Annotated in this window: 25 protein-coding genes and 1 pseudogene; 17 read left to right on the forward strand and 9 right to left on the reverse strand. The window is 70.7% G+C overall.

Translation table 11 applies throughout. The features are described 5' to 3' along the window. Nucleotides 1–21: 21 nt before the first annotated feature. Together AQJ46_RS12600 and AQJ46_RS12605 are read left to right on the forward strand one after the other, a co-directional pair. Nucleotides 22–795, forward strand: a complete 774-nt coding sequence (locus tag AQJ46_RS12600) for an IclR family transcriptional regulator (protein WP_059205640.1) — start codon at nt 22–24, stop codon at nt 793–795. Continuing rightward, nucleotides 792–1640 carry an SMP-30/gluconolactonase/LRE family protein gene (locus tag AQJ46_RS12605; protein WP_059205641.1) on the forward strand — a complete coding sequence of 283 codons (849 nt, stop codon included), beginning with the start codon at nt 792–794 and terminating at the stop codon, nt 1638–1640. Before AQJ46_RS12600 ends, AQJ46_RS12605 begins: the two co-directional genes overlap by 4 nt. Here AQJ46_RS12605 and AQJ46_RS12610 read toward each other — a convergent pair whose 3' ends face one another. The 3 genes from AQJ46_RS12610 to AQJ46_RS12620 are packed head-to-tail and all read right to left on the reverse strand — an operon-like array spanning nt 1641 to nt 4949. Further along, a complete protein-coding gene (locus AQJ46_RS12610; RefSeq protein ID WP_225887322.1) occupies nt 1641–3044 on the reverse strand; it encodes an NAD(P)/FAD-dependent oxidoreductase in 1404 nt (467 codons plus the stop codon). Between the two features lie 25 nt (nt 3045–3069). Next, the gene (locus AQJ46_RS12615; protein WP_225887310.1) at nt 3070–4362 is read right to left on the reverse strand and encodes an MAB_1171c family putative transporter; all 1293 of its coding nucleotides are present in this window, start codon (nt 4360–4362) and stop codon (nt 3070–3072) included. Then, nucleotides 4359–4949: a toxin-antitoxin system, toxin component family protein gene (locus AQJ46_RS12620; RefSeq protein ID WP_079072231.1), complete on the reverse strand. Its 591-nt coding sequence runs from the start codon at nt 4947–4949 to the stop codon at nt 4359–4361. The genes AQJ46_RS12615 and AQJ46_RS12620 overlap by 4 nt, the downstream gene beginning before the upstream one ends. A 179-nt stretch (nt 4950–5128) precedes the next feature. On the opposite strand from AQJ46_RS12620, the gene AQJ46_RS12625 reads away from it, so the two are divergent. From AQJ46_RS12625 to arfA, 5 genes are read left to right on the forward strand one after another with little or no spacing between them, the layout of a single operon-like run. Then, entirely contained in the window at nt 5129–6478 is a 1350-nt protein-coding gene (locus AQJ46_RS12625; RefSeq protein ID WP_059205643.1) for an extracellular solute-binding protein, read from the forward strand. Further along, a complete protein-coding gene (locus AQJ46_RS12630) occupies nt 6475–7413 on the forward strand; it encodes a carbohydrate ABC transporter permease (protein WP_057615438.1) in 939 nt (312 codons plus the stop codon). Before AQJ46_RS12625 ends, AQJ46_RS12630 begins: the two co-directional genes overlap by 4 nt. Next, the gene (locus AQJ46_RS12635; RefSeq protein ID WP_059205644.1) at nt 7410–8270 is read left to right on the forward strand and encodes a carbohydrate ABC transporter permease; all 861 of its coding nucleotides are present in this window, start codon (nt 7410–7412) and stop codon (nt 8268–8270) included. The genes AQJ46_RS12630 and AQJ46_RS12635 overlap by 4 nt, the downstream gene beginning before the upstream one ends. Before the next feature lie 10 nt (nt 8271–8280). After that, nucleotides 8281–9246: an arabinan endo-1,5-alpha-L-arabinosidase gene (locus tag AQJ46_RS12640; RefSeq protein ID WP_059205645.1), complete on the forward strand. Its 966-nt coding sequence runs from the start codon at nt 8281–8283 to the stop codon at nt 9244–9246. A gap of 21 nt (nt 9247–9267) precedes the next feature. Further along, complete coding sequence (gene arfA, locus AQJ46_RS12645) at nt 9268–10788, forward strand: arabinosylfuranosidase ArfA (RefSeq protein ID WP_059205646.1); 1521 nt, start codon at nt 9268–9270, stop codon at nt 10786–10788. A gap of 18 nt (nt 10789–10806) precedes the next feature. Here arfA and AQJ46_RS52095 read toward each other — a convergent pair whose 3' ends face one another. Both AQJ46_RS52095 and AQJ46_RS12655 read right to left on the reverse strand, forming a co-directional pair. After that, complete coding sequence (locus AQJ46_RS52095; protein WP_079072232.1) at nt 10807–12576, reverse strand: endo alpha-1,4 polygalactosaminidase; 1770 nt, start codon at nt 12574–12576, stop codon at nt 10807–10809. Nucleotides 12577–12626: 50 nt separating this feature from the next. Beyond that, nucleotides 12627–15614, reverse strand: a complete 2988-nt coding sequence (locus AQJ46_RS12655; protein WP_059205647.1) for a glycoside hydrolase family 35 protein — start codon at nt 15612–15614, stop codon at nt 12627–12629. Between the two features lie 110 nt (nt 15615–15724). Here AQJ46_RS12655 and AQJ46_RS12660 point away from each other — a divergent pair, with 110 nt between their 5' ends. The 6 genes and pseudogenes from AQJ46_RS12660 to AQJ46_RS12675 all read left to right on the forward strand — a co-directional run bounded on the left by AQJ46_RS12660 (nt 15725) and on the right by AQJ46_RS12675 (nt 18162). Then, nucleotides 15725–16183 carry an RrF2 family transcriptional regulator gene (locus tag AQJ46_RS12660; RefSeq protein ID WP_059205648.1) on the forward strand — a complete coding sequence of 153 codons (459 nt, stop codon included), beginning with the start codon at nt 15725–15727 and terminating at the stop codon, nt 16181–16183. Nucleotides 16184–16202: 19 nt separating this feature from the next. Further along, a complete protein-coding gene (locus AQJ46_RS55425; RefSeq protein WP_159064020.1) occupies nt 16203–16355 on the forward strand; it encodes a hypothetical protein in 153 nt (50 codons plus the stop codon). 53 nt (nt 16356–16408) lie between these two features. Beyond that, nucleotides 16409–16537 (forward strand): annotated as a pseudogene (locus AQJ46_RS57200) (RNA polymerase subunit sigma-24); the annotation flags it as partial. Next, nucleotides 16519–16773 carry a hypothetical protein gene (locus AQJ46_RS12665; protein WP_059205649.1) on the forward strand — a complete coding sequence of 85 codons (255 nt, stop codon included), beginning with the start codon at nt 16519–16521 and terminating at the stop codon, nt 16771–16773. The pseudogene AQJ46_RS57200 and the gene AQJ46_RS12665, both read left to right, overlap by 19 nt. After that, nucleotides 16770–17345 (forward strand): hypothetical protein, encoded by a 576-nt coding sequence (locus AQJ46_RS12670; protein ID WP_059205650.1) that lies wholly within the window; start codon nt 16770–16772, stop codon nt 17343–17345. The genes AQJ46_RS12665 and AQJ46_RS12670 overlap by 4 nt, the downstream gene beginning before the upstream one ends. A gap of 166 nt (nt 17346–17511) precedes the next feature. After that, a complete protein-coding gene (locus AQJ46_RS12675; protein WP_057615416.1) occupies nt 17512–18162 on the forward strand; it encodes a DUF4360 domain-containing protein in 651 nt (216 codons plus the stop codon). Between the two features lie 44 nt (nt 18163–18206). Here the strand turns inward: AQJ46_RS12675 and AQJ46_RS12680 are convergent, their stop codons facing one another. Then, nucleotides 18207–18983: an intradiol ring-cleavage dioxygenase gene (locus AQJ46_RS12680; protein WP_059205651.1), complete on the reverse strand. Its 777-nt coding sequence runs from the start codon at nt 18981–18983 to the stop codon at nt 18207–18209. A 146-nt stretch (nt 18984–19129) separates the two neighbouring features. Here AQJ46_RS12680 and AQJ46_RS12685 point away from each other — a divergent pair, with 146 nt between their 5' ends. Then, nucleotides 19130–19435 (forward strand): hypothetical protein, encoded by a 306-nt coding sequence (locus AQJ46_RS12685; protein WP_059205652.1) that lies wholly within the window; start codon nt 19130–19132, stop codon nt 19433–19435. A gap of 499 nt (nt 19436–19934) precedes the next feature. Here AQJ46_RS12685 and AQJ46_RS12690 read toward each other — a convergent pair whose 3' ends face one another. From AQJ46_RS12690 to AQJ46_RS12700, 3 genes are read right to left on the reverse strand one after another with little or no spacing between them, the layout of a single operon-like run. Further along, complete coding sequence (locus tag AQJ46_RS12690; protein ID WP_059205653.1) at nt 19935–20915, reverse strand: aldo/keto reductase; 981 nt, start codon at nt 20913–20915, stop codon at nt 19935–19937. A gap of 49 nt (nt 20916–20964) precedes the next feature. Then, nucleotides 20965–21447, reverse strand: a complete 483-nt coding sequence (locus AQJ46_RS12695; RefSeq protein ID WP_059205654.1) for a nitroreductase family deazaflavin-dependent oxidoreductase — start codon at nt 21445–21447, stop codon at nt 20965–20967. 11 nt (nt 21448–21458) lie between these two features. Continuing rightward, complete coding sequence (locus tag AQJ46_RS12700; protein ID WP_059205655.1) at nt 21459–22304, reverse strand: SDR family oxidoreductase; 846 nt, start codon at nt 22302–22304, stop codon at nt 21459–21461. A 176-nt stretch (nt 22305–22480) separates the two neighbouring features. Between AQJ46_RS12700 and AQJ46_RS12705 the strand changes: the two genes are divergently transcribed. The 3 genes from AQJ46_RS12705 to AQJ46_RS12715 all read left to right on the forward strand — a co-directional run bounded on the left by AQJ46_RS12705 (nt 22481) and on the right by AQJ46_RS12715 (nt 24417). Beyond that, complete coding sequence (locus tag AQJ46_RS12705; RefSeq protein ID WP_079072253.1) at nt 22481–23443, forward strand: helix-turn-helix domain-containing protein; 963 nt, start codon at nt 22481–22483, stop codon at nt 23441–23443. Between the two features lie 96 nt (nt 23444–23539). Beyond that, nucleotides 23540–23884: a DUF1330 domain-containing protein gene (locus AQJ46_RS12710; protein ID WP_059205656.1), complete on the forward strand. Its 345-nt coding sequence runs from the start codon at nt 23540–23542 to the stop codon at nt 23882–23884. A 77-nt stretch (nt 23885–23961) separates the two neighbouring features. After that, nucleotides 23962–24417 (forward strand): hypothetical protein, encoded by a 456-nt coding sequence (locus AQJ46_RS12715; RefSeq protein ID WP_059205657.1) that lies wholly within the window; start codon nt 23962–23964, stop codon nt 24415–24417. The last annotated feature ends 365 nt before the right edge of the window (nt 24418–24782 follow it).

A 24782-nucleotide genomic window follows, 5' to 3' on the forward strand; every position in this document is an offset into this window, starting at 1 on the left:
CACAAAGAGAGGGGGCCGGTTGTGGGACGCCTCGTACCTGCCGTGACCCGGGCTCTCGACATTCTCGAGCTCTTCCTCGACGGAGACGGGACGCTCTCCGCCCCCGACATCGTGCGCAGGCTGCAGCTGCCGCGCACCACCGTGCACGAGCTGGTGACCACTCTCGCCGCCCGGTCGTACATCGTCCAGGTCCCGGGCCAGCCGGGACGCTACCGGCTCGGGGTGCGGCCCTACCAGCTCGGCAGCCGGTACGCCGAGCAGCTCGACCTCGCCGCCGAGGGTCAGCAGGTCGCCCGGTCCGTCGCCGAGACCTGCGACGAGACCGTACACGTGGCGATCCTCGAGGGCACCGACGTCATCTACATCGCCAAGGTCGACTCGACGCACGCGGTGCGGATGGTGTCGGCCGCCGGCCGGCGGCTGCCCGCGCACTGCACCTCCGTCGGCAAGATGCTCCTCGCCTCCCTCCCGGAGCCGCAGCTCGCCTCCCGCATCCCGGACGACACTCCGCTCCCCGGTATGACGCCCAACAGCATCACCGACCCCGCTGCCCTGCGCGAGGCCCTGGACGAGATCCGGCAGCGAGGGGTCGCCGTCGAGAACCGCGAGTCCAACCCGGACGTGTCCTGCGTGGCCGCCCCGGTCCGCGACCGCACCGGGCAGGTCGTCGCCGCGCTCTCCATCTCCGTGCCGATGATCCGCTGGAGCGACGACCGCCGCTCCGAGCTGGAGCAGCTCGCCGCCAAGGGCGCCGCCGAGCTGTCCGAGCGCCTCGGCCACCGGAGCGTGGGATGACCCGCTTCACGACGTACGACGTCGCCGTACGCGCCGAGGCCACCCTCGGCGAAGGGCCCACGTGGGACGGCGAGCGGCTCCTGTGGATCGACATCCTCGGCGCCCGGCTGCACACCTACGACCCGCTCTCCGGCCACCGCACGGTCCGCGTCCTGGACCAGCACATAGGCGCCGTCAAGCCGCGCGCGGGCGGCGGACTCGTCCTCAACCTCCGGGACGGCGTGGCCCTGCTGGACCCCGACGACTCCTTCCGCTGGCTCCACCACGAGCCCGTCCCCGGCCGCCGGGCCAACGACGCCGCCGTGGCCCCCGACGGCTCCCTGTGGGCGGGCACCATGCGCTACGACGAGGCCCCGGGCGGCGGCACCCTGTCCCGGATCACGGGTGACGGCACGCACCGCACCGTCCTCGACGACGTGGCCGTCAGCAACGGCACCGGGTGGAGCCCGGACGGCCGGCTCATGTACTACATCGACTCGCCCACCCGCCGCGTCGACGTCTTCGACCACGAGAGCGGGCGGCTCTCGGACCGCCGGCCCTTCGTCGGGATCGAGGACGGCGCCGGTTTCCCCGACGGGCTCACGGTCGACGCCGACGGATGCGTCTGGGTCGCGTTGTGGGACGGGGGAGCGGTCCGCCGCTACACGCCGGACGGCAGCCTCGACCACGTGATCACCCTCCCGACCCCGCGCGTCACCGCGTGCGCGTTCGGCGGCCCGGACCTGACCGACCTGTACATCACGACCGCACGGGTGGGGCTGGACGCCCCGCACCCGGTGGCGGGCTCACTGCTGGTGGTACCGGGGGCCGGGAAGGGCGTGGCGCAACAGCCGTTCGCGGGCTGACTACCGAAGCTCCGCCTTCTTCAACTCCTCCGCGGTCAAGGGCGGTTCGGCCAGAGTCGGCTTCAACGGGCCCACCGCCGCCGCCAGCAGCACACCCGGCGCCAGCAGGACCTCCGCCCGCCGCTCCAGCGACGTCACGTCGGTGACGCGGCGGGCGATCCGCCCGTTGCCCGTCGCCGTGTACATGAGACGGGAGACGTACGCGGCCACGGCCCGGTCCCGTGCCGTCGGCCCGTTCTCCGTGGCCCCCGGATAGAACACGTCCTGCCCGGTCGCCAGCTCCCACGCCGCCTCGACCGGCCGGGCCACCGCCTTCTGCACCCGACGCGACAACCCGGCGCTCCCCCACCCGTACCGCCGCGTCAGATCCCGCAGGACGAGCGCGCTCTGGGCGCCGACGGCCAGGCCGTGCCCGTAGACCGGGTTGTACGCGGCCAGCGCGTCGCCGAGGACCGTGAAGTTCTCCGGCCAGGCCGCCATCCGCTCGTAGAAGTACCGTCGGTTGACGGTCGTACGCGTGAAGGAGACGCCGGACAGCGGCTCGGCCCGGGAGATCAGGTCGCCGATCAGCGGATGCCGCAGCTCCTCGCGGGCGAACCGTACGAAGTCCTCGTCGGCGGGCGACGGTTCGCCTCCGCGCGTGCCGTTGAGGGTGACGATCCACCGGCCGTCCTCGATCGGCAGCAGAAAGCCCGCCCGGCCCGGTCCGGCCGCCCGCGTGTCCGGCTGCACGTTGATGACGGGGAAGCCGTCGCGGGCCTGCTCGGGCGCGAGGTAGAGGCGGCTCGCGTACGCCAGGCCGGAGTCGACCTCGCGCCGCTCCGGTGCCGGCAGCCCGAGCTCCGTCAGCCAGCGGGGCGTCCCGGAGGCCCGCCCGGTCGCGTCCACGACCATGCCCGCGTCGATGGTCCGTTCGCGGCCGTCGCGCTCCCGTACCCGGACCCCGGTGACCGCCCGTTCGTCCCCCGCCAGCCCCAGTACCTCCGTGCCGCCGAGCACCTCGATCCGGTCGTCCGCGAGGACCCGGGCCCGGACCGTCGCGTCCAGCAGGTCCCGCCCGGCCAGGATCACGTGGTGGGACTCGGGCCAGCGCCGGAACCAGCCGTGTGCCGAGAGGACGACCATGTCGGTGGTGACCGGCGCCCGGCGGGCCCCGGCGTCCGTCAGCGTGCCGGTGACGCCCGGCAGGAGGTCCTCCATGGCCCGTACCCCGCCCGACCAGAGCATGTGGGCGTGCCGGGCCTGCGGCAGGCCCTTGCGGGGCGCGGGCTTCCCGGGCAGCTCGTCCCGCTCCACCACGACGACCCGGTCGGCGAGGTCCGCCAGCGCGGCCGCCGCGAGCATCCCCGTATGGGATCCCCCGAGGACGACGGCGACCTTGGCGGGGGAGGGGCGCCCGCTCAGGTCCGCCTCGCGTTGTCCACGCCGGTCACCCTCGACGACCTGCTTTTCTGCCGGGGACCCGGAGGTTGTCCCCCGGGAAGACGGAGTGCTCATGCGTGGACTTGCTCTCTGCCGGGACGGCCGCGCGGGCGCGTACCGCCTTGATCTCGTCGGGGCTGTGCAGGACGTCGGACACGGCCGCGATCTCCTGCAGCAGGTACGTGGTGTCGGGGTCCCCGTCGCCGTCGGCGTCCGGGGAGCGCCGGCGGGTCTCGACGGCGTCCAGGATCGTCACGGCGGCGGCGAGGGCCTGGGCGCGGCCGCGCTCGAAGCCGAGGGCGACGGCCGCGCCGTAGGAACGGGTGCGCAGGTCCTCGTCGAGGAACCGGGACAGCTGGAGCAGCGCGTCGCGGATGAAGGTCTCGCGGCGGATGAGGCGCATCTCGGGGGTGGTGCGCAGGGCGAGCGGCTCGCGGCCGCCCGCGACGGTCCGCATCAGCCGGGCGAGGGGCCCCAGTTCCCGGTGGCGGCGGCGGACCAGCCAGCGCTCGTGCAGGTACTGGCCGGCGTGCGGGACGATGAAGCCGATCGCGACCAGCGTCGCCGCGATGCAGGCGGCCGACGGCGCGATGTTGGTGTTCAGCCAGTCCAGGTCGTGCCCGGTCCACCGGGCCACCACGGCCGTGAGCTTGGCCGCGCTGAAGAGCAGGTTGGTAGCGAAGCCGATGCCCAGGAACCTCAGCCCCCAGCGCAGCCACGCGTTGAGGCCGTCGGTGCGGATCCAGTTCCACACGAGCCGGGTCGTGATGGAGCAGGCCAGGGCCTGTGCGAACAGGTAGAGCAGGATCTCCTCGCGCATGAACGGCGTACTGGCGTAGTACGTGTCCAGGTCCTCGATCCGCTCCACGGGGACGTCGGCGAGCGCGAAGAGCGTCCACAGCGCGACCACCACCGTCGCGTACGCGTAGACCACCCACCGGGTCGCGCGCCGTGTCTCGGCCGACCGCTCGGTGAGGCCGTTGCGCCAGTGCACGACCAGCAGTAGCCAGGACGCGGACAGCGCGGTGATGAGGGAGTAGACCCAGGGCGCCGCGATGTTCGGGACGCCGGTGACCCGGTTGGTCCAGGCGATGGTGCTGGGGGCCGCGAAGACGAACACCGCGCAGGCGAACAGCAGCAGACCGCCCACGGCACGCAGCAGCGGGTCCCGCCACAGCTTGAGGATGCTGGGCAGTTTGATCACCAGGGCGGCGGTGAGGACCAGTCCCGGGAGCCAGAAGGAGACGTACAGACCGGTGATGGAGGCGGCCAGTTGGGGTGCCGGTTCGGGGTGGGTCACCGCCCTCGGCCTCCGCGGTAGCCGAGGGACCTCTGGACGGGGTCGGGCCGTACGCCGGAACCGCGTGCGGAGACGAACGGCCGGAAGGCGGCCGCCAGCCGGTGCCCGAAGTCGTCCGCCTCGGCCTCGTCCGCCTCGCGGGAGCCGTTGCGTGCCGCCACGGTCAGGGCGACGGAGTCCCAGCCGGGCCGGCCGGCCAGCGCGTCCGCCGCGGCCGCGTGATGGTGGGAGTGGCCCGCGTGCAGGTGCCACAACTCATGGCCAAGGATGACCAGTTGCTGCATCTCCTCGGCCCGCTCCTCCACGATGACGAGGTCGAAGTCCTGGAACTCCACCCACAGTCCGGTCACCGCGATCTCGTCGGGGAACCGCTCGAAGCGCAGGTCCACCGGCCGGCCGCCGCGGCGCGCGCTCATCTCCTGGCACAGGGCCCGGCACAGCTCGGGCACGTCGGCCGGGGGGCGGGGTCTGGCCCGGACAGCGGAGGTGAGGTGGGAGACCAGATCGCGCATGGCCGAGGTCGCACGGGTGCGCCGCAGCGCCGAGGCGATCCGGGCCGCACTCCTGCGCGCGCCCGCGATGTCCATCCCACCCCCTGAGCTCTCCCGCCGCCGTAGGACGGGCTGTTCGAGAGTACGCGCCCTGAACTGTCCCGTCACGCGATCCGATTTTGCTGCCGGGCCCATTGACTGGAAAGCGCTTCCTGCCTACGGTCCCGTTCGAAGTTACGAGCGCAATTCGAGATATCGAACAGATGGGGCAGGGAATGGGACGACCTGACCTGAGCCGCAGGCAACTTCTCGCCGCGGCGGGCGGACTGAGCGTCGCCGCGAGCTTCGGCTTCGCGGCCCTCGGCACCGGCGCCGACGCGCTCGCCTCCGGCGCGGACACCCGGGTGCGCTACTGGAACCTCTTCAGCGGCGGCGACGGCGCGAACATGATCACGATGCTGGACGCCTTCCGCAAGGCCAACCCGGACATCGACGTGAAGGACTCCACCCTCCAGTGGGGCAACCCCTTCTACACCAAGCTCGCCATGGCGGCCGCGGGCAACCGCGCACCCGACCTCGGCGTCATGCACATGGGCCGGGTCACCGGCTTCTCGCCCGGCCGGCTCCTCGATCCGTGGGACGTCGACCTGCTCGCCAAGTACGGCGTACGGGAGCAGGACTACAACCCCGCGCTGTGGAAGCGCGGCGTCATCGACGGCAAGCTCTACGCCCTCCCGCTCGACATCCACGTCCAGCTCTGCTTCTACCGCAAGGACGTCCTGGGCAAGGCGGGTCTGCTCGGCGACGACGGCCGGATGATCCCGGTCACCTCCACCGACGAGTGGTTCGACGTCCTGAAGAAGGCCAAGGCCGCCCAGAAGAAGGGGCTCCAGACGATCGGCCTGTGGACCAACGACCAGAACTTCCAGTGGTGGTTCTTCGTCGCCTTCTACACCCAGCTCGGCGGCAAGTGGTTCAACGACGCCGACACCGAGGTCCTCTTCGACCCCGACAAGGCCACCCAGGTACTGGAGTTCCTCCGCAGGCACGTCACCGACGGGTACGTCATCCCCGGCGCCCCCACCGGTGAACAGTTCATCAACGGCGCCCCCTTCACCTGGGAGGGCAACTGGTCCGTGCCGGTCTTCTCCGGCGCGAAGCTGGACTACGGCGCGACCCCGCTGCCGCCCGTCTTCGGCAGGCCGGCCACCCACGCCGAGTCGCACGCCTTCGTCCTGCCGCACCAGGCGGGCCGCGGCGGCGCCACCAACGAGGGCGCGCACCAACTCGCCGCCTACGTCGTGACGCACGCCCTCCAGTGGGCGGCCGGCGGGCACATCCCCGCGTACACGCCGACGCTCTCCACGGCCGCGTACAAGAAGCTCACCCCGCAGAACGAGTACGCCGGCGCCATGGACCACCAGGCCACCGAGCCGAAGGTGTGGTTCGCGGGCTCCACCGGCGTGCTCGCCCAGGACCTCGGCCCGGTCGTCGTCTCCTCGACGATGGGCTCCGCCAAGCCGGACAAGGTCGCGCAGACGATGAAGAGCCATCTCACCAAGCTCCTCGCCTCGAAGAACCCGATGGACGGCAGGACCGCCGCGCAGGGAGGTGCGGTCGCATGACGACCAGCGCTCAGACCGTCGCCGCACCGGCACGGGCCAGGACCGCGACCGCCACGGCGACCGTCCGCCGCAAGCAGGGTTTCCAGCACGGCGGCTGGTTCGTCGCCCCCTTCCTCGCGCTCTTCGCACTGTTCGTGATCTGGCCGCTGCTGCGCGGCATCTACCTCAGCTTCACGGACGCCAACATCTCCGGCGACGGCGCGAGTTTCGTCGGCCTCGACAACTACCGCGAGGCCCTCAACGACTCGGCGATGTGGGACGCGCTCGGCCACAGCGCCTACTTCACGCTGCTGGTCGTCCCGTGCATCACGGTCCTCGCCTTCCTGCTCGCGATGCTCGCCCACCACATCGAGCGCGGCAAGTGGCTGTGGCGGCTGTGCTTCTTCGTGCCGTTCCTGCTGCCCTCGACGGTCGCCGCCAACATGTTCCAGTGGCTGTTCACCCAGGGCATCGGCCTGATCAACGAGACCTTCGGGCTCGACACACCCTGGCTGACCGACAAGTCGTACGCGATGCTCGCCATCGTCATCGAGACCCTGTGGTGGACCGTCGGCTTCAGCTTCCTGCTCTACCTCGCCGCCCTCCAGGGCATCCCCGACCACCTCTACGAGGCCGCGAAGCTGGACGGCGCGAACGCCTGGCACCGCATGGTCCACATCACGCTGCCGATGCTGCGCAACATCACCGGTCTGGTGATCGCGCTCCAGATCCTCGCCTCGCTCCAGCTCTTCGACCAGGCCGTCGTGATGATGGACTTCGGGCCGGGGCCGGAGGTCAGCACCCGCTCCTTCGTCCAGTACACCCTCGAACAGGGCTTCACCAGCTACCGCGTGGGCTACGCCTCCGCGATGTCCATCATCTTCTTCGTGATCATCGCAGTCGTCGCCCTGGCTCGGATGTGGCTGCTGCGCACCCGTGAGGAGGGCGGCCGATGACCACCGCCGTACAGGTCCGCAAGAGCACCCGTAAACCCTGGACGCCCAGCCAGATCATCCTGACCCTCCTCGGCGTCGCCGTCTCCGCCGTCTTCGTCGCGCCGATCGCCGCCGCCCTGTTCACCTCCCTCAAGTCCGAGGCGGAGGCCGCCGAGATCCCGCCGCACTGGCTGCCGAAGGTCTGGACGGTCCAGGCGTGGAAGGCGCTGTGGGAGACCGGCAACATCACCAACTGGTTCATCAACTCGCTGGTGGTGTCGGTCTGCGTCACCTCCGTCGTGCTGACGGTCAGCGCGCTGGCGGGATACGGCTTCGCCCGCACCGAGTTCCGCGGCAAGAGCGTGCTCATGGGCATCGTGATGTCGGGCCTGATGATCTCCCCGGCGGTCCTCGGGGTGCCGCTGTTCACCACGGTCCAGCAGATGGGGATGGTCGACACGTACTGGGGCATGATCCTGCCCCAGTGCGCGCCGGCCGCGATGGTCTACATCCTCTACAAGTTCTTCCAGGGCGTCCCGCGCGAACTGGAGGAGGCGGCCTTCATCGACGGCGCGGGCCGCTGGCGGGTCTTCTTCACGATCGTCGTCCCGCTCGCGAGGCCGTCCCTGGCGGCGGTCGGCATCTTCACCTTCATCGCCTCCTGGAACAACTTCCTGTGGCCCTACATGGTGACCAACAACCCCGACCTGATGACCATGCCGAACGGCATCGCGACCGTCATGAACTCCTACGGCATCCAGTGGGCCCAGCTCATGGCCGGCGGCCTCATGGCGGGCCTGCCGCTGATCATCGTGTTCGTCTTCTTCCAGCGCCAGATCGTGGCGGGCGTGGCCCACACGGGGCTGGCCGGTCAGTAAGGAGTCCGAGTTGAAGCGCCTGAGATACGTGACCCTCCTGACCGCCGCACTCATCGCCCTGCTCCCGACCACGGCGCAGGCGGACGTCACCTACCCCGACCCGCTCCCGATCACCGGGCAGCAGATCATCCACGACCCGACGGTCGTCCAGCTCAAGTCCGGGGGCTACGCGGCCTATTCGACCGGCGGTGTGATCGGCGCCCGGCTGTCCAAGGACCTTCGGCACTGGACCGACGCGGGCAACGCCTTCGCCGAGCCGCCGAGTTGGTGGTACGAGTACAACGACACCGGCGACCCCTGGGCGCCGGACGTCACGTACCGCGCCGGCCGGTACTGGCTCTACTACGCCGTCTCCTCCTGGGGCACCAACCACTCCGCGATCGGCGTGGCCACCTCCCCGTCCGGCCTCCCCGGCACCTGGACCGACCACGGCAAGGTCTTCACCTCCGAGACCACCGACTCCTGGAACGCCATCGACCCGGCGGTCGTCCGGGCGGACGGCAGGCTGTGGATGTCGTTCGGCTCGTACTGGACGGGCATCCGCATGGTCGAGCTCAGCCCGGTCACCGGGAAGGCCCTCCCCGGTGCCACCGTCCACCACCTGGCCACCCGCCCCGACGCCCCGTACGCCGTCGAGGGCCCGTACGTCGTCAAGCACGGCCGCTTCTACTACCTCTTCGCGTCCTACGACGCCTGTTGTGCGGGAGTGAACTCCACGTACAAGATCAGAGTCGGAAGATCCACGACGATCACGGGCCCGTACGTCGACAGCACCGGCAAGCCGCTGCTGGAGGGCGGCGGCGACCTGCTGCTGGCAGGACACGGGAGGTACATCGGCACGGGAGGCGAGTCGGTCTTCCGCACCCGCGGCCAGGACTGGCTGGCGTACCACTACTACGACGCAGACGACAACGGCACACCGAAGCTGGGCCTGAACAGGCTCGGCTGGGTGCGTGACTGGCCCGTTGTCAAGTAACTCCGTTCCTGAAAGGTCCCCATGAGCAAGCCCACCGCCCGCTTCACCCTCGACCCCGCCTTCAAGGTCGGTGACGTCAACCCCCGCCTCTTCGGCTCCTTCGTGGAACACCTCGGCCGCTGCGTCTACACGGGCATCTTCGAACCGGACCACCCCACCGCCGACGACAAGGGCCTGCGCCAGGACGTCCTTGACCTCGTCCGCGAACTCGGCGTCACCGCTCTGCGCTACCCCGGCGGCAACTTCGTCTCGGGCTACAAGTGGGAGGACTCGGTCGGCCCGGCCGCCGACCGCCCCCGCCGCCTCGACCTCGCCTGGCACTCCACCGAGACCAACCGCTTCGGCCTGTCGGAGTACATCGACTTCCTCCGCAAGGTCGGCCCCCAGGCCGAACCCATGATGGCCGTGAACCTCGGCACGAGGGGCGTCGCCGAGGCACTCGAACTCCAGGAGTACGCCAACCACTCCGAAGGCACCGCCCTGTCGGACCTCCGGGTCGCCCACGGCGACAAGGACCCCTTCGGCATCACCCTCTGGTGCCTCGGCAACGAGATGGACGGCCCCTGGCAGACCGGCCACAAGACGGCCGAGGAGTACGGCCGGATCGCGGCCGAGACCGCCCGCGCGATGCGCCAGATCGACCCCGGCGTCGAACTCGTCGCCTGCGGCTCCTCCAGCCAGTCCATGCCGACCTTCGCCGAGTGGGAGGCGACGGTCCTCGAGGAGACGTACGACCTCGTCGACTACGTCTCCCTGCACGCCTACTACTGGCCCGAGGACGGTGACATCGACTCCTTCCTCGCCTCCGCCGTCGACATGGAGTCGTTCATAGACAACGTCGTCGCGACCGCCGACCACGTGGGTGCGAAGCTCAAGTCGAAGAAGAAGATCAACCTCTCCTTCGACGAGTGGAACGTCTGGTACCTGCCCGAGTGGGAGAAGCGCGCCAAGGAGTTCGAGCGGGACGACTGGCCCGAGGCTCCCCGTCTCCTGGAGGACAACTACAGCGTCGTGGACGCGGTCGTCTTCGGCTCGCTCCTCATCGCCCTGCTGCGGCACGCCGACCGCGTCACCGTCGCCTGTCTCGCCCAGCTCGTCAACGTGATCGCCCCGATCATGACCGAGCCGGGCGGCCCGGCCTGGCGCCAGACGACGTTCTTCCCGTTCGCGCAGGCCTCGAAGTACGGCCGCGGTGAGGTCCTCGACGTACGGGTCGACTCGCCGACGCACGAGACGAAGAAGTTCGGCGAGACGGACCTCCTGCACGCCACGGCCGTGCGCGCCGAGGACGGCACGGTCACCGTCTTCGCCGTCAACCGCAGCCAGAACGAGGAGCTGACGCTCGAAGTCACCCTGAGCGGGCTGGACTTGACGAGTGTCGTCGAGCACAGCGTCCTCGCGGACGCCGACCCGGACGCCCGCAACACCCTCGACGCCCCCGAGCGGGTCGCCCCGCACGCGGCCGAGGGCACCGCGCTGAAGGACGGCACCCTCACCGCCGTACTGGAGCCGCTGTCCTGGAACGTGATCCGGCTCGGCTGAACTCGGTGCCCGAGGGTGTCAGCAGGTTTCGCGCAGGAAACCGTCGGCGCCCTCGGGCACGACCTCCTCGTCCCGGCGCACCACGCTGAGGGTGCTGCTCCAGGTGGCGCACGCCGTGGTCAGGCCCTTCTTGGTGTACTCGACCATGAGGACGTTGTCGTCGAAGGCGTCGGCGAACCCGCCGCACTCGTCGTACTCCGCACAATCCTCCACGATGGCGAAGTCCAGGCCCAGGGACGCGCGGTCGGAAACGAGCTCCGCGGTGTTCTTCTGCGCGATGGCCAGGCCTTCGGCATGGGCGCGCGCCGCCAGCCGCTTCATCAGGGCCTCGGCCTGGGCGGCCTTGAGATACGACGGGAAGCGGGTGAAGGAGTCGTAGTTGTCGGGCTCCACGGCCTGGTAGCCCTTGGCCGCGCAGGCGTCGATCCTGGTGTCCAGTTCGGCGGCGATGCGCTCGCGCTTGGCGGCCGTACGGATGTCCAGGACGGCCTCGCCCCAGTCCGTGTCGTGGACGACCTTCCCGTCGGCGTCGCGCAGCAGCAGGTCGGCGTCCCAGTCGCTCTCCGCGTCCGACTCCGCCTGGTAGGCGTTGATGTTGCAGATGTTGTAGAGCCCGGGTGCGGGGGCGTCCTCGTAGCTGCGGCTCACCACGCGGACCCCCTTCGCCGGGGGGTACGCGCCGCCGATCTGGTAGTCCCAGGGCACGTGCTTGGGCGGGAGTGTCACGGCGGCGGGGCCGGTGGACCCGGGCGAGGTGGACGACGGTTCGGCCGGTGACGGGGACGCGCCCTCAGTGTCCGACCCGGCCCGCACCGCCGCGATGCTCAGCCCGGTGACGGCCAGGGCCGCGACCAGACCGACGAGGACCCGCCGCCGGGACCCGCGGCCTCCCCGATCACCTCGGCTCTCCCGCTGGTGGCTGGTCGCCGCGGGGCCGGACGGCCCGGGCGACACCGGTGTGGCCGAGACGGCCGGCGCGTCGGTGTCCGGCAACGCCCTGAGCAGCTCGCGCAGTTCACCGAGTTCCGGCCGGGCTGCCGGGTCCTTGTCCAGGCAGCGTTCGGCGACGCTGCGCAGCGGTTCCGCGACCCCCTCCAGGGCCGGCGGCTCGTACATCACCTGATAGCCCGTCAGATACGGGCTGCTGCCGTCGAACGGGCGACTGCCGGTGGCCGCGTAGACCAGCAGCGACCCCAGCGAGAAGACGTCCGAGGCCCCGGTGACCTCGCGCGGCGCGGCGAACTGCTCCGGGGACATGAAGGGCGGGGTGCCGATCAGCCGCCCGGTCATGGTGAGCGCCTCGTTGTCGACGGCGTACGAGATGCCGAAGTCGATGACACGAGGCCCGTCCTCGGCCATCAGGACGTTGCTCGGCTTCAGGTCCCGGTGGACCATGCCGACCCGGTGGATGTCCCGCAGCGCCTCGACGAGGCCCAGCGCGAGCACCCGCAGCGCGCTGCCGCGCAGGGGGCCGTCCTGGGCCACGATGTCCGCGAGGGTGCGGCCCGGGACGTACAGCGTCGCCATCCACGGCTGCGGGGCGTCCGGGTCGGCGTCCACCACCGGGGCCGTGAACGCACCGCTCACCCGGCGGGCGGCCGCGACCTCCTGCCGGAAGCGGGTGCGGAACTCCTCGTCCAGCGCGTATGCGGGGTGCACGAGCTTGACCGCGACCTGCCGCCCGGAGTCCGAGCGGCCGAGGTAGACGACCCCCATGCCGCCGCTGCCGAGCCGGTCGACCAGCGTGTAACCGCCGATGGACTCAGGATCGCCGGGGCTCAGCGACATCGCCGGTCACCTTCCCAAGTACGGGTGCTCGAAAGTTCAACGACATCAGGCTAACGGCCGGGTGAATCCACCTGCGTGACCGGTACACCTCCGGCCGAGGCCCCCATCGCCGTCAGCCGTACGACCCCCGGCCCCGACTCCGTCGTCCCGTCGGACAGCACCGCCAGCGCCAGGGTGTTGGTGCCACGGGTGCGCAGGATGCCGTTCGGCAGGACGAAGGTGTGCTGCGGGCCCACGTCGTTGACGTACTGGCCCATGTTCCAGCCGTTGAGGAAGATCTGGACGCGGTAGGCGCGCCGCGGATCGTCGTCGAGGGTGAGGCCGACCTGGGCGTCGATGCCGGCGTCGACGGCGAGCCGGAACGTCGTCCGGTACCAGGTGACCCCCTGGCGCCGGTCGGCGCGCGGCAACTCCGTGGGTTCCCAGTGCTCTTCGGCGAAGCCCGGCAGATGCCAGCCCTTGCGCTCCCCGTACAGTCCGCCGTTGTTGAGCGGACCACGCACCGGGTCGGGTGTCGTCTCGCCCCGGATGCGCCAACTCACCTTCGGTGAACCACCCTTGAAGGTGACCTCCGTCAACCCGCGGGCCACCTTGTGGGAATCGGTGGATCCGCCGTCCATGTCGTGTGCCATCCGGCGGACGAGGACGGACAGGACGCGGGGCGAGGACCCGGAGGGCGGCGGCGCGTCGAAGGTGGCCGTCGCCGCCCAACTCCCCTTGCGCGCAGTGCGCTTGTCTGGCACGGGCATCCGGTGCGTGCCCAGCGGCTCGCCGTCCAGCCACGCCATCAGCAGCCCCTGCGTGCCGGTGCTGTAGGCGAGGGACACCGACTCCAGGTCGTCCGCGTCCGTCAGACGTCCGCGGTACCAGACGTCGCCGTAGTGGAATCCGTAGTCGTCGGCGAACAGCACCGGCCCGCCCTTCGGGACCGGGGTGACGCTGTACGAACCGGTGCGGTCGGCCGCCGTCCAGCCGGAGTCGTCGTAGTCCGGAAGGGACTCGAAGTTCTCGGTACGGCGCCGCCAGCCGCTCAGTGGGGGCAGCCGCACCTCGCCCACGGCGGGCACGGGGAGCTGTCCGGGCGTGGCCGGCATGTCGGCGCGCAGGCTGCCCATGGTGCTGACCGAGGTACGCAGCGGGCGTCCGTTCCAGGTGATCCGGCCGATGCCGCGCGGGGCCCACACCTCCATGCCCGTCCCCTTGACGGTGTCGCCGGTGAGATGGGCGGTCGGGCCGTCCAGGGTGGCCCCGCGCACCAGCGAGGGCCCGTACACCAGCACCGGTCCGGTCGGGGTGTCCACCGGGAACAGCCGCAGCGACCAGGGGTCGTCGGCGAAGATCAGCAGCAGCGGGGTGTCGCTGCCGCCGCCCTCGACCCGCACCCGGGCCGGGCCGCCGACGCCCACCGGCACGGTGATCCTGAGGACGCCGAGGTCGTAGTTCCAGGCGGGGTCCGAGTCGCCCCGGGTGACCAGCGGTTCCTCCGGGCACTCCAGCAGGACCTGGGCCATCTCGCCGTGCGGGGCGGTGAACACGGCGACGTCCAGCCGCCCGACCTTCAGGTACATCATGGGCTGCGCGGTGGCGTACTTGAGCGTGCGTCCGCCCAACTGCAGGTTCGCGGCGAGCAGTCGGGCGTCATGGGCGGCGACGGTGAAGGCCACGTCGATCCCGGCGTCCGGGATCGTCGTCGTGATCGGCGCGTCGGTGTCGTTGCGCACGACGTACACATGGGAGCCGGTGTCCGGATTGGTCAGGTGGTACACCTTCAGCCGCTGGTCCTCGGCCCGCACCGCGTCCGCCCGGTCCAGCTTGGCGAAGTCCGGCACGGTCCCCAGGAGATGGCCGAGCTGGTGGATCGGAGCGAGCTTCGGTGTCTGCCGGCGTGCCTCGTCGATCGCCGCCCCGTAGTCGTACGACGTGTAGACCTGCGGCGCGGGCAGCCAGCCCCACGAGGTGCCGCCGAAGGTCATGTAGACGTTGTGCACGGTGATGCCGTTGGCGAGGTTGGTGAGCTGGAAACGCCGCTCGTAGGCAGCGTCCCGGGTGTACCGCGCCTCGGCGTACCCCTTGCCGTCGAAGGTGGCGCCGCCCCACGGATCGAACCAGCCGCCGCCGAACTCCGGGATGAACCCGGGTGTCCTGGGGCTGGCCGTCGCCCCGCCCTTCAGCCCGCCCACGCCGAAGTCGCCCCAGTCGGGCGGCACTTCGGCCGGATCGGGGTACCCGTCGAAGCCGTACAGCCAACCGCGCTCCTCGCCCCCGGTGTTGAAGGACCCCGGAGTCCAGTAGCCGTTCCTGCCCTTGTCGTTGTGGAAGAGCGGTACGTCGATCCCGTCGGCGCGCACCTTCTTGTACAGGTGGGACATGTAGTCGCGGCCGGGGCTCTCGTCGACGAGGGCGTCGTACTCGTTCTCGATCTGGTAGAGCAGGACCGTGCCCGTGCCCTTGGTGAACAGGTGCCGGGCGGCGATCGCGTTCACCTCGGTCAGCCACTCGTCGACGTGGGACAGATACGTCGGGTCAGAGGTGCGGGCCCGGCCCGCGGTCGCCGCGAGCCAGCCCGGGAAGCCGCCGCCGTCGACCTCGGCGTTGATGTACGGGCCGGGGCGCAGGATCACGTACAGGCCGGTCTCGGCGGCCGTGCGCAGGAACAGGTCCAGGTCGCGGACGCCGGTGAAGTCGTACTGGCCGGGGCCGGGGGAGTGGTAGTTCCAGGCCACGTACAGGCTCACCGCGTTGAAGCCGTGGGCGCGCATCTTCTGCAGGACGTCCCGCCACAGCGACGGACTCGGCAGCCGGAAGGGGTGCATCTCGCCCGATCGCAGCACCAGACGCCGGCCGTCGACCAGCAGCGAGTACTTGTCGTAGCCGACCTTGTGCCGCACCCGGTCGGCGGCGGGCGCGCCCGGTGCGGGCCCGGTGGGCACGCTGTGGGAGGCGTACGCCCGGGTGGTCTCCCCACCACTGCCGCTCAGCGCGAAGCCGAGCGCCGTGGTGCCGGCGAGGGCGCTGAATGTACGTCTGCTCAGCTCCAAGGGAGCGCCTCCTGGTCGTGCCGCGCTAGCGCCAGTCCGTCCGTGGGTGTGAGTGGTGTGCCTATTGTGACGTGGCCATCGTCCACGCCCCAACGCCGCACAATTGTCGTATGAGGATCTCTGCACGGGCGGACTACGCGGTACGGGCGGTGCTGGAGCTTGCCGTGAGGCAGGACGCGGAGCCGGTGAAGGCCGAGGCCATCGCCGCGGTCCAGGACATTCCGCACAAGTTCCTGGAGGGGATTCTCGGCGACCTGAGGCGCGGTGGGATCGTCGACAGCAGGCGGGGCGGGGGCGGCGGTTACCGGCTCGCCCGGGAGGCCTCGGCCATCACGGTCGCGGACGTCATCCGCGCGGTCGACGGGCCGATCGTGTCGGTGCGCGGCGAGCGGCCCACCGGTCTGGAGTACACCGGCTCCGCACAGCCGCTGCTCCCGCTGTGGATCGCCCTGCGGGCCAACGTCCGCAAGATCCTGGAGGGCGTCACCATCGCCGACATCGCGGGCGACGCGCTCCCCGAGCCGGTCCAACGGCTCGCGGCCGAACCGGCGGCGTGGGAGAACCCCTGATTCTCAGTTCGCGCTACCCATGAGCACGCTGATCCTGCTCGCCCTGGGGCGAGCGAACTGCTCCTCGGTGCTCGCCTTCCTCATCGTGCTGCTCAACGCCCGGACACCGCTGCCGGTTTGTACGCGCTGTGGGCCGCAGCGGCCCGTCGGTGAACTCCGCCTGACTATGTGACGTGGATCACGGCGAGGGGAAAACCTGTCGCCGGGGCCGGGCGTCTAGCAGGTGTGAGATCAGTCAGAGCAGCGCTGCACGAGATGGACGAGGAGCGTCTCGTCCGGCTGGTGGCCAAAGGCGACCGTGCCGCGTTCGAGGAGCTGTACCGGCGTACGTCGCCGTGGATGGTGGTGCGGCTGATGAATTCGCGCAGGCCGTCGCGCTGGGCTGGGTCCTCGGGGACCTCAAGCCGCTTCCCGGCACGTTGTCAGCAGGTTTGCGCCGCGAGGTCGAAGCCGAGGCCCGCCCGGTGGGGAAGGAACTCAAGGCGCTGCCACGGGCCGAGCAGCTCTCGCGGATCAACGCGATGCGCGCTGCCGCCCTCTCCTGCAAGGGCGACCCGTTCGACGTCCTGTCCGGCGGTGCGTCCCGGTGAGATGGCTGACGTTGTACGCGCGTTCGCGTCAGGTACCCGCGGCGCTCGCCGCGGTGCTGATCGGCGCGGTGACGGTGTGGGCACTCGCCCGGGACGGGAACACGGGGCCCGGTGATCCGCGCATGCCCGTGCTCGTCCTCACCACGGGGGCGATGGCGGTCTCGGTAGGGCTCGGCGGGCAGGACCTCGCGCTGGACCGGACGGCCGCGATCCGCTGGATTCCCCGCAGAGCGGCACACGTGCTGCTCGCCGGTGTGGCCGTCGCCGCGTCGCTGCTGACGGTGCAGACCATGGGCGTGTCCATGGCCACCACCGCGTTCGTCGTCCGCGACAGCGCGGGCCTGATGGGTCTGGTCGCCCTCGGCGCGGCGCTCTCGGGCGGCCAGTACGCATGGACGCTGCCGTTCGCCTGGCTCTCGCTGGTGTTCTTCGCCCCGCCCCCGACGGGTGCGCCGATGCATGTGGCGATGTGGATGCTGCTGCCTCCCCGCACGGCGGCGGGCACCTGGACGGCCCTGGTCCTCACCGTCGTCGGCAGCACGGCGTGCGCCGTCGCCGGTCCGAGGCGGTAGTCGCCCAACTGGCGCTGTTCACACGTGAGTTCGGCCATCACCGGAATGGCTGGAGTTCGCTCTGGCGGTGTCACAGGGCGCTCCCTACGATTCGATCGCCGCGGTGCTTCACAGAAACCACACAGGTTCTCCACGCTTCAACTACAGCGCAGAGGAGAGACCCCCCATGGCAAGTGGACTTCTTCTGGGCGGCGCCGTCGCCGCTCTGGTCACCGCGGCGGTGCCCGCGCACAACCCGTCCGGCGGTTTCGTCGACCCGCCCCCGGACAAGATCGTCATCAACGTGGCCACGGTGAACGGCTCCGGCTGTCCCGCGGGTACGGCGGCCGTCGCGGTCTCCGAGGACAACACCGCGTTCACCGTGACCTACAGCGACTACCTCGCCCAGGTCGGCGGCAACTCCGACCCCACGGCGTTCCGCAAGAACTGCCAGCTCAACCTGATCGTCCATGTCCCCCAGGGCTTCACGTACGCCATCGCCGAGGCGGACTACCGGGGCTTCGCCTCGCTCCAGGCCGGCGCGAGCGGCGTCCAGCGGGCCTCGTACTACTTCCAGGGCTCCTCGCAGACGGCCGCCAAGACCCACACCTTCCCCGGCGCCTACAACGACAACTGGCAGGCGACCGACACCACGGACTGGGCCCAGCTGGTGTGGGCGCCCTGCGGGGTTCAGCGCAACTTCAACATCAACACCGAGGTCCGGGTGAACGCGGGCACCTCCTCGCCGTCCAAGGTCAGCTTCATGACGATGGACTCGACCGACGGTGACATCAGCACCGTGTACCACATGGCGTGGAAGGAGTGCCCGGGCAAGTGAACGGGCGTCGCCCGCCGCTCCTGTGGGCGGCGGGCGACGCGTGATCAGCGTTCGACGCCGAGCGTCAGGGTGCCGGAGTAACCGGCCGAGGGGCTGCTGCCCAGGGCGGTCAGGGTCAGGAGGCCGGACGCGGCGCCGCCGTCGTCGTAGATCCCGTCCTGGGCGAGGGTGGTGCGGGTGACCGTGTTGGCCGAGTACGGCGAGAGCGCGCCGACCTTGGCGGTGACCGTCTCGTCGAAGAAGAGCTGGCCGGTGTGGAGCTCGGTGCCGCCGGTGAAGGAGCCGTCGGAGGTGAGCGTGACGCCGACGTGCACCTTCACATGGATGTGGACGCAGCGGCCCCGGTACCAGCCCGGGTAGACCGTGGTGATGTTGGCGACGCCGCCGGCGTTGGTCAGCACGCCGCCGCGCAGGAAGGTGCCGCTGTCGGGCTCGTTGTGGCCGTTGTTGCCGACGTAGCCCGAGTACTCGCCGAGCGCGTCGCAGTGCCAGATCTCGACGAGGGCGTTGCTGATCGTGGCGCAGGTGTCGTCGTCGACGACGGTGAGGGCGAGTTTGAGCGGGAAGCCGGTCTTGCCCTCGGTGATGTCGGCGCGGACGTACTGGCCGTCGAGGTAGTAGGGGCCTTCGGTCATCTCCTTGGTGAGGGTGCAGATGGCCGCGGCGGCCACGGGGGCGGTGTCGGTGGTGGGAGCCGTGGAGGTCCCGGGCGCCGCGGCGCCCACGGCCAGGGTCGCCGCGGTGGCGCCCGTGGCGACCAGGACGGTGCGGCGGGCGATGGTGTCTCTCGTGGGGGTCTCGTTCATGGGGGTGTCTGTCATGAACACGGCACCCTAAAAGCGGTCGCTGTTGATGGGCTGTCAGTTCGGCAAAATGAGGGATCGTCAAGTTTCTTGCGGGACAGGTTGCGGTGTCGGGAGGGGTGGGCGCGGTACCGTACCGGGGCGTATGCCGACAAGGAGGGTAAATGGGGCTTACCATGCGGGTCGAACGGCGCATCGCGGAGGACTTCCCCGGCCGGGACGGCGAGGTGGTGGGAGATCTCCTCACCGAACTGGTCAACCACCTGACCGACCGCGGCGACCGGGAGGACAAGGAACGGATCGCCGCAGCGACGCTGCTGTGCGGACAGGGCCGGGTGGACCGGCTCCTCGACGCCGTCCAGCTGGCCAAGGAGGACTGGCGGGACGTGCTGGTGGGAGCGGGGCTGGCGGACGCGGGGTGGAGGGAGCGGCTGGAGGCGGACTTCGGGCCGGCGGTTGCCTCCGGCTGATACACGGGTGTGAGCCCCACCGCGGCTGTCGGACCGCTGGTCTCGACGTGGCTGTGGGGCCGCCCGCTCTTCCGCTCCCGGACGGTGCGGGTTGTGGCGATGGCCGTCCCTCGGCACGGCTGGGTCGGGCCGGATCAGCCGAGGTGGAAGCCATTGGCGACACCCGCTCTGGGACTCGCCGCGGGCGGCCTCACGATGCTTCTGGTGTTCGTGCTGTCCGCACGAATCCTGAAGATCAGCGAGCTGCGGAGCCTGCTGGGCCCGGGGTGAGCGGCCCGGTCTCGGCCGAGGTTTCCGGGGCGGTGCGGCCTGGTCGAGCTTGCCCCGTACAGCTTCTGGTCCTGGTACCGGACCCCCGGCGCGGTCTGGGGCATCCCGCACGACAGCCCGACCGTCGACGCCGTCGCCGTGATCGTCGCCGAAGTCGCCGAGGTCACCGACACCCACTCTCGCCGACCGCTGGGAGGTGGGCGGCCCCGGCCGGGCGCGGCGCAGGCGGTCAGCGGTCGATGCCGGCCATGTTGGCCTCGTCGTGACGCTCGCCCGCGGCGGGTGTGAGGTTGTTCAGGCGGTCGAGCTGGGCGGCGCTGAGTTCGACGGCGTCGGCGGCGGTGTTCTCCTCGACGCGTGAGACCCGCCGGGTGCCGGGGATGGGGGCGATGTCGTCGCCGCGGGTCAGCAGCCAGGCCAGTGCGGTCTGGGCGGGGGTGGCTCCGATCTCGGCGCCGATGGCCCGTACTTCGTCGACGATGGCCAGGTTGCGCTGGAAGTTCTCGCCGGTGAAGCGGGGGTTGGTCTTGCGCCAGTCGTCGTCGGTGAAGTCGTCGACGGTGCGGATCTGTCCGGTCAGCAGGCCATGGCCGAGCGGGGAGTAGGGCACGAACCCGATGCCGTGCTCGCGCAGCAGCGGGAGGATGTCGGCCTCTACGTCACGGGTCCACAGCGAGTATTCGGTCTGCAGCGCGGCCACCGGATGTACGGAGTGTGCGCGGCGGATCGTGGCAGGGCCGGCCTCGGAGAGCCCGATGTGGCGCACCTTGCCCTCGGAGACCAGCTCGGCCAGCGCGCCGACGGTCTCCTCGATGGGGGTGTTCGGGTCGACGCGGTGCTGGTAGTAGAGGTCGATGTGGTCGGTGCCGAGCCGCACGAGTGAGCCTTCGACCGCGGCCTTCACGTTGGCGGGGCTGCTGTCGATGACGCCGGGGCCGCCGCCGGCGTGGGAGACCAGGCCGAACTTCGTCGCCACGACGACGTCGTCGCGCCGGCCCTTGATGGCCTTGCCGACGAGGTTCTCGCTGTGGAAGGGACCGTAGATCTCGGCGGTGTCGATGTGCGTGACCCCGAGGTCCAGGGCCCGGTGGATGGTGCGGATCGACGCGGCGTCGTCGAGCCCTCCGCCGGTGGTGTAGACGCCGGCCATGGTCATGGCTCCCAGGCCGATGCGCGAGACATCGAGCCCGCCCAGTGATACGTGCTTCATCAGGTACTCCATAAGGTGTAGGCGGCCCCGGGAGGGCCGGATGTGGGTGTCAGTGCGGCTGGGCAGCCGGCTCCAGGACGAGGACCGGGATCTCACGGTCCGTGTTCTTCTGGTACTCCGCGTAGTCCGGGAACGCCTCGACGGCTCGGGCCCACCACACGGCCTTCTCGTCCCCCGCCACCTCGCGTGCCAGCATGTCCCGGCGCACCGGGCCGTCCTGCAGCTCGACCCGGGGATCGGCCATCGTGTTGCGGTACCAGACCGGGTGCTTGGGGGCTCCTCCCGCGGAGGCGACCGCGGCGTAGTTGCCGTCGTGCTCCACCCGAATGAGCGGGGACTTGCGGATCTTGCCGCTCTTGGCGCCCAGGGTGGTCAGGATGACGACGGGCAGGTCCCGTAGCCCCTCGTCCTCTTCCCGTGTGACCAGGACACTCAGCGTCGTGCCTTCCGTGCCGCCGGAGTTCTCGTACAGCTCCACCTGGTCACGTACGAACTGCGCCGTGCTCGGCTCGTACTCGCCATTCAGTGGCATGCTGCCCCCCCTCAGACGGTGGTGTCGTCGTGGGCGAGATTCCCGCCCAGCTCGCGGGAGGCCTCGGCCTGGGTGAGGAGTTCCTTCGCCTTGGCCTCGGCGGCCTCGATGGCGTCCGCGCCGGCGACGAAGCGCTGCAGGGGCTTGTCCTGGCCGACGATGGTGAGCAGGGCGCGGGCGAGCTTGGCGGGGTCACCGGGCTGCTTGCCGTTCATGCTCTTCATGCCCTCGATCCGCGGGGCGGTGCGCGGGGCGTAGTCCTCGATGGACAGCTCGGGCCAGATGGTGGAGCCGTCCACGAGGAGTTCGGTGCGGAAGTAGCCGGGCTCCACGACCGTGGTGTGGATGTTGTACGGCTCGACGTCGTGGCGCAGGGACTCCATCCAGCCCTCTTCCGCGAACTTGGAGGCCGCGTAGGCGGAGGTGAACTCCATCCCGACCAGGCCGGCGGTCGAGGTGATGGTGATGACGTGGCCGACGCGCTGCTTGCGCAGGACGGGCAGCACGGCGCGGGTGACGTTCATCGGACCGAAGACGTTCGTCTCGAACTGCCGGCGCATCTGCGCGGGCGAGATCTCCTCGAAGTAGCCGGTGAAGAGGTTGCCGGCGTTGTTGATCAGGACGTCGATGCGGCCGAACCGGTCGACGGCGGCCTGCGCGGCGGCCTCGGCGTCCTCAAGGCTGGTGACGTCGAGCTTGGTGACCAGCAGGTTGTCCTGCGGTCCGCCGAGGGCTTTCTCGACCTCTTCGGGGCGGCGGCCGGTGGCGACGACCTGGTGGCCGGAGGCGAGGGCCTCGCGGGCGATGTCGGTGCCCAGGCCGCGTCCGGCACCGGTGACGAGAATGACCTTGCTCATGAGGAGTTTCCTTTCAGACGCCGTGATCCGGCACCTGGTGTGTGCGGGGGTTCGCACCGCCGTGGGCGGTGCATCTCCAAAACAAAACCCGCTGTCACGCGAGGGTGGGAGTCCCTGATGAGGGGGTCACTGACAGGGACCCCCTTCCCGGCGGCAGCGCTCGTAGAGTGAGGCGCATAGCAGGCAGAAACGACCCACAAGGCGGCAACCGCGACATCCGTGAGGATTTCCGCGCGGAGATCCGGGAATTCCTCGGCACGCGACGGGCCAGGGTCACGCCCGAGCAGGCCGGGCTGCCCGTGTACGGCGGAGAGCGCCGACGGGTCACCGGGCTGCGCCGCGAGGAGGTCGCCCTGCTCGCGGGCATTTCCAGCGAGTACTACACGCGGCTGGAGCGCGGCAACGCCACCGGTGTCTCCGAAAGCGTCATCGAGGGCATCGCGCAAGCACTGCAGCTCGACGAGGCCGAACGCATCCACCTGAACGACCTCCTGCGCGGCGCGGGCACGACCCGTCCGCCACGCCGCCGACCCGCTCAACAACGCGTCCGGCCCGCGGTGCAGCGCGTCCTCGACTCGATGGCCGGGACACCCGCGTTCGTCCTCAGCGGACGCGGGGACATCCTGGCCGCCAACCACCTCGGGCGCGCCCTGTTCTCCCCCGTCTACGCCGACCCGGTACGGCCGCCGAACAACGCCCGGTTCGTCTTTCTCAGCCCGCACGCGACCGAGTTCTTCCGCGACTGGAACCAGGTCGCCAATGACGCCGTCGCCATGCTGCGCGCCGAGGCCGGCCGCGACCTCTACGACCGGCGGCTCACGGACCTGATCGGCGAACTGTCCACCCGCAGCGAGGAATTCCGGCGCCGCTGGGCCGCCCACAACGTCCGGATGCACACCACCGGCGTAAAGCTCCTCCACCACCCGGTCGTCGGCGACCTCGACCTGCCCTTCGAGACCTTCCCGCTCGGCGACGGCCCCAGCCAGTTCCTCCTCACCTACACCGCCGAGCCCGCGTCCCCCTCACAGGACGCCCTGAACCTGTTGGCCAGCTGGGCCGCGACGAACGACGACATCGAGCGGTCCGCCCCGGACGACGACTACTCCGAGCCGGCCGACCCGGCCGAGAGGCCCGACTGAACGACCCTGACCGCTTACCTCCCGGGTAATCGACCCCGGTTCGCCCCGCGTGCCAGGCTCGTCGGCGTACGGAGCCCTACCGACCGGGAGGACACCATGACCGCCTACGCCATAGCCCACCTGCGGGAAGCCGCGCCGCATCCGGAGATCGCCGAGTACATCGAGCGCATCCCCGCCACCTTCGAGCCGTACGGCGGACGCTTCCTCGTGCACGGCGCTGGGCACGAGGTGAAGGAGGGCGGCTGGCCGGGGCATGTCGTGGTGATCGGCTTCCCGGGGATCGCCGAGGCGCGGGCCTGGTGGGACTCCGCCGCGTACCAGGAGATCGCGCCGCTGCGTTCGCGGCACATCGAGGGCGACATCATCCTCGTCGAGGGCGTTCCCGACGGTTACGACCCTGCGGTCACCGCGAGGACGATGCGGGGCGCGCTCGCTTCCTGAGGACGTGCCGCCGACTCCCGTGACCGACGGGGCTGTTGGATACTGGGGCGACTGGCGTACGGAAGGGGGAGGTTCGCGTGCCGGACGGACGTGAGGTGGACCAGGCGGAGTTGCTGGATGTCGCCAAGGACGAGGACCGGGCTCGTAGCCTGCTCCGCGCGCTGCGCACCCTGAGCACCGGGCCCGATCCCAAGCTGCGGGAGATGGCGCGCGGCGTGCTGCGCGGTGACCTCACCGCCCAACAGGCCTTCACCGACCCCGAGTACACCGCCGCCCTGTTCTCCGGCGCCGCCAAGGTCCGCCGCGCGGGGGAGCAGCGTTCCGAAGCAGAGGCCCGCGAGGCCGGCGAGCGTTTCGGGGAGTGGCAGCAAGCGCGTCGCACCGAGGACGAGGGCGAGGATCAGGGCGAGGACCAGGGCACGTCACGTACGGCTCCGGGACAGCAGCCCACCGGACCCTGGCGGCACTCCGGCACGGGCGGCCCGGGCGGCCTGGGCGGCTCCCGCGCGGCAGGCGGGTTCGGCCACCGCTGAGTACCGCGTCTGCATCGGGCTGCCTCGGCTCCCGCCCGGCAGGCGCTGTTGAGCGGCGCGGCGCGCCCGTCCTGGGTCACTTCCGTTCTGGTCGAGCACGACCCCCGCCCACTCCGTCGTCGTACGACCGGCCTCTCGTCGAGCACTTCCCGCGCGCCCGGGACCTTCCCGCTGCCGCTGAACGCCGGCCCGCTGTCCAGCGCTGCCCTGCCCGGGACTTCTTCGTCCACCGTCGGGCATTTCCGGCGCTCGGGACCTTCCCGCTACGGCTGAACACCGGCCTGCCGTCCAGCGCTGCCCTGGCCCCGGACCTCTTGGTCCACGGTCGAGCACCCCCGCCGACCCCGGGTCCCTTCCCCCCTCAG

The organism is Streptomyces canus (assembly GCF_001514145.1).
Classification (GTDB): domain Bacteria; phylum Actinomycetota; class Actinomycetes; order Streptomycetales; family Streptomycetaceae; genus Streptomyces; species Streptomyces canus.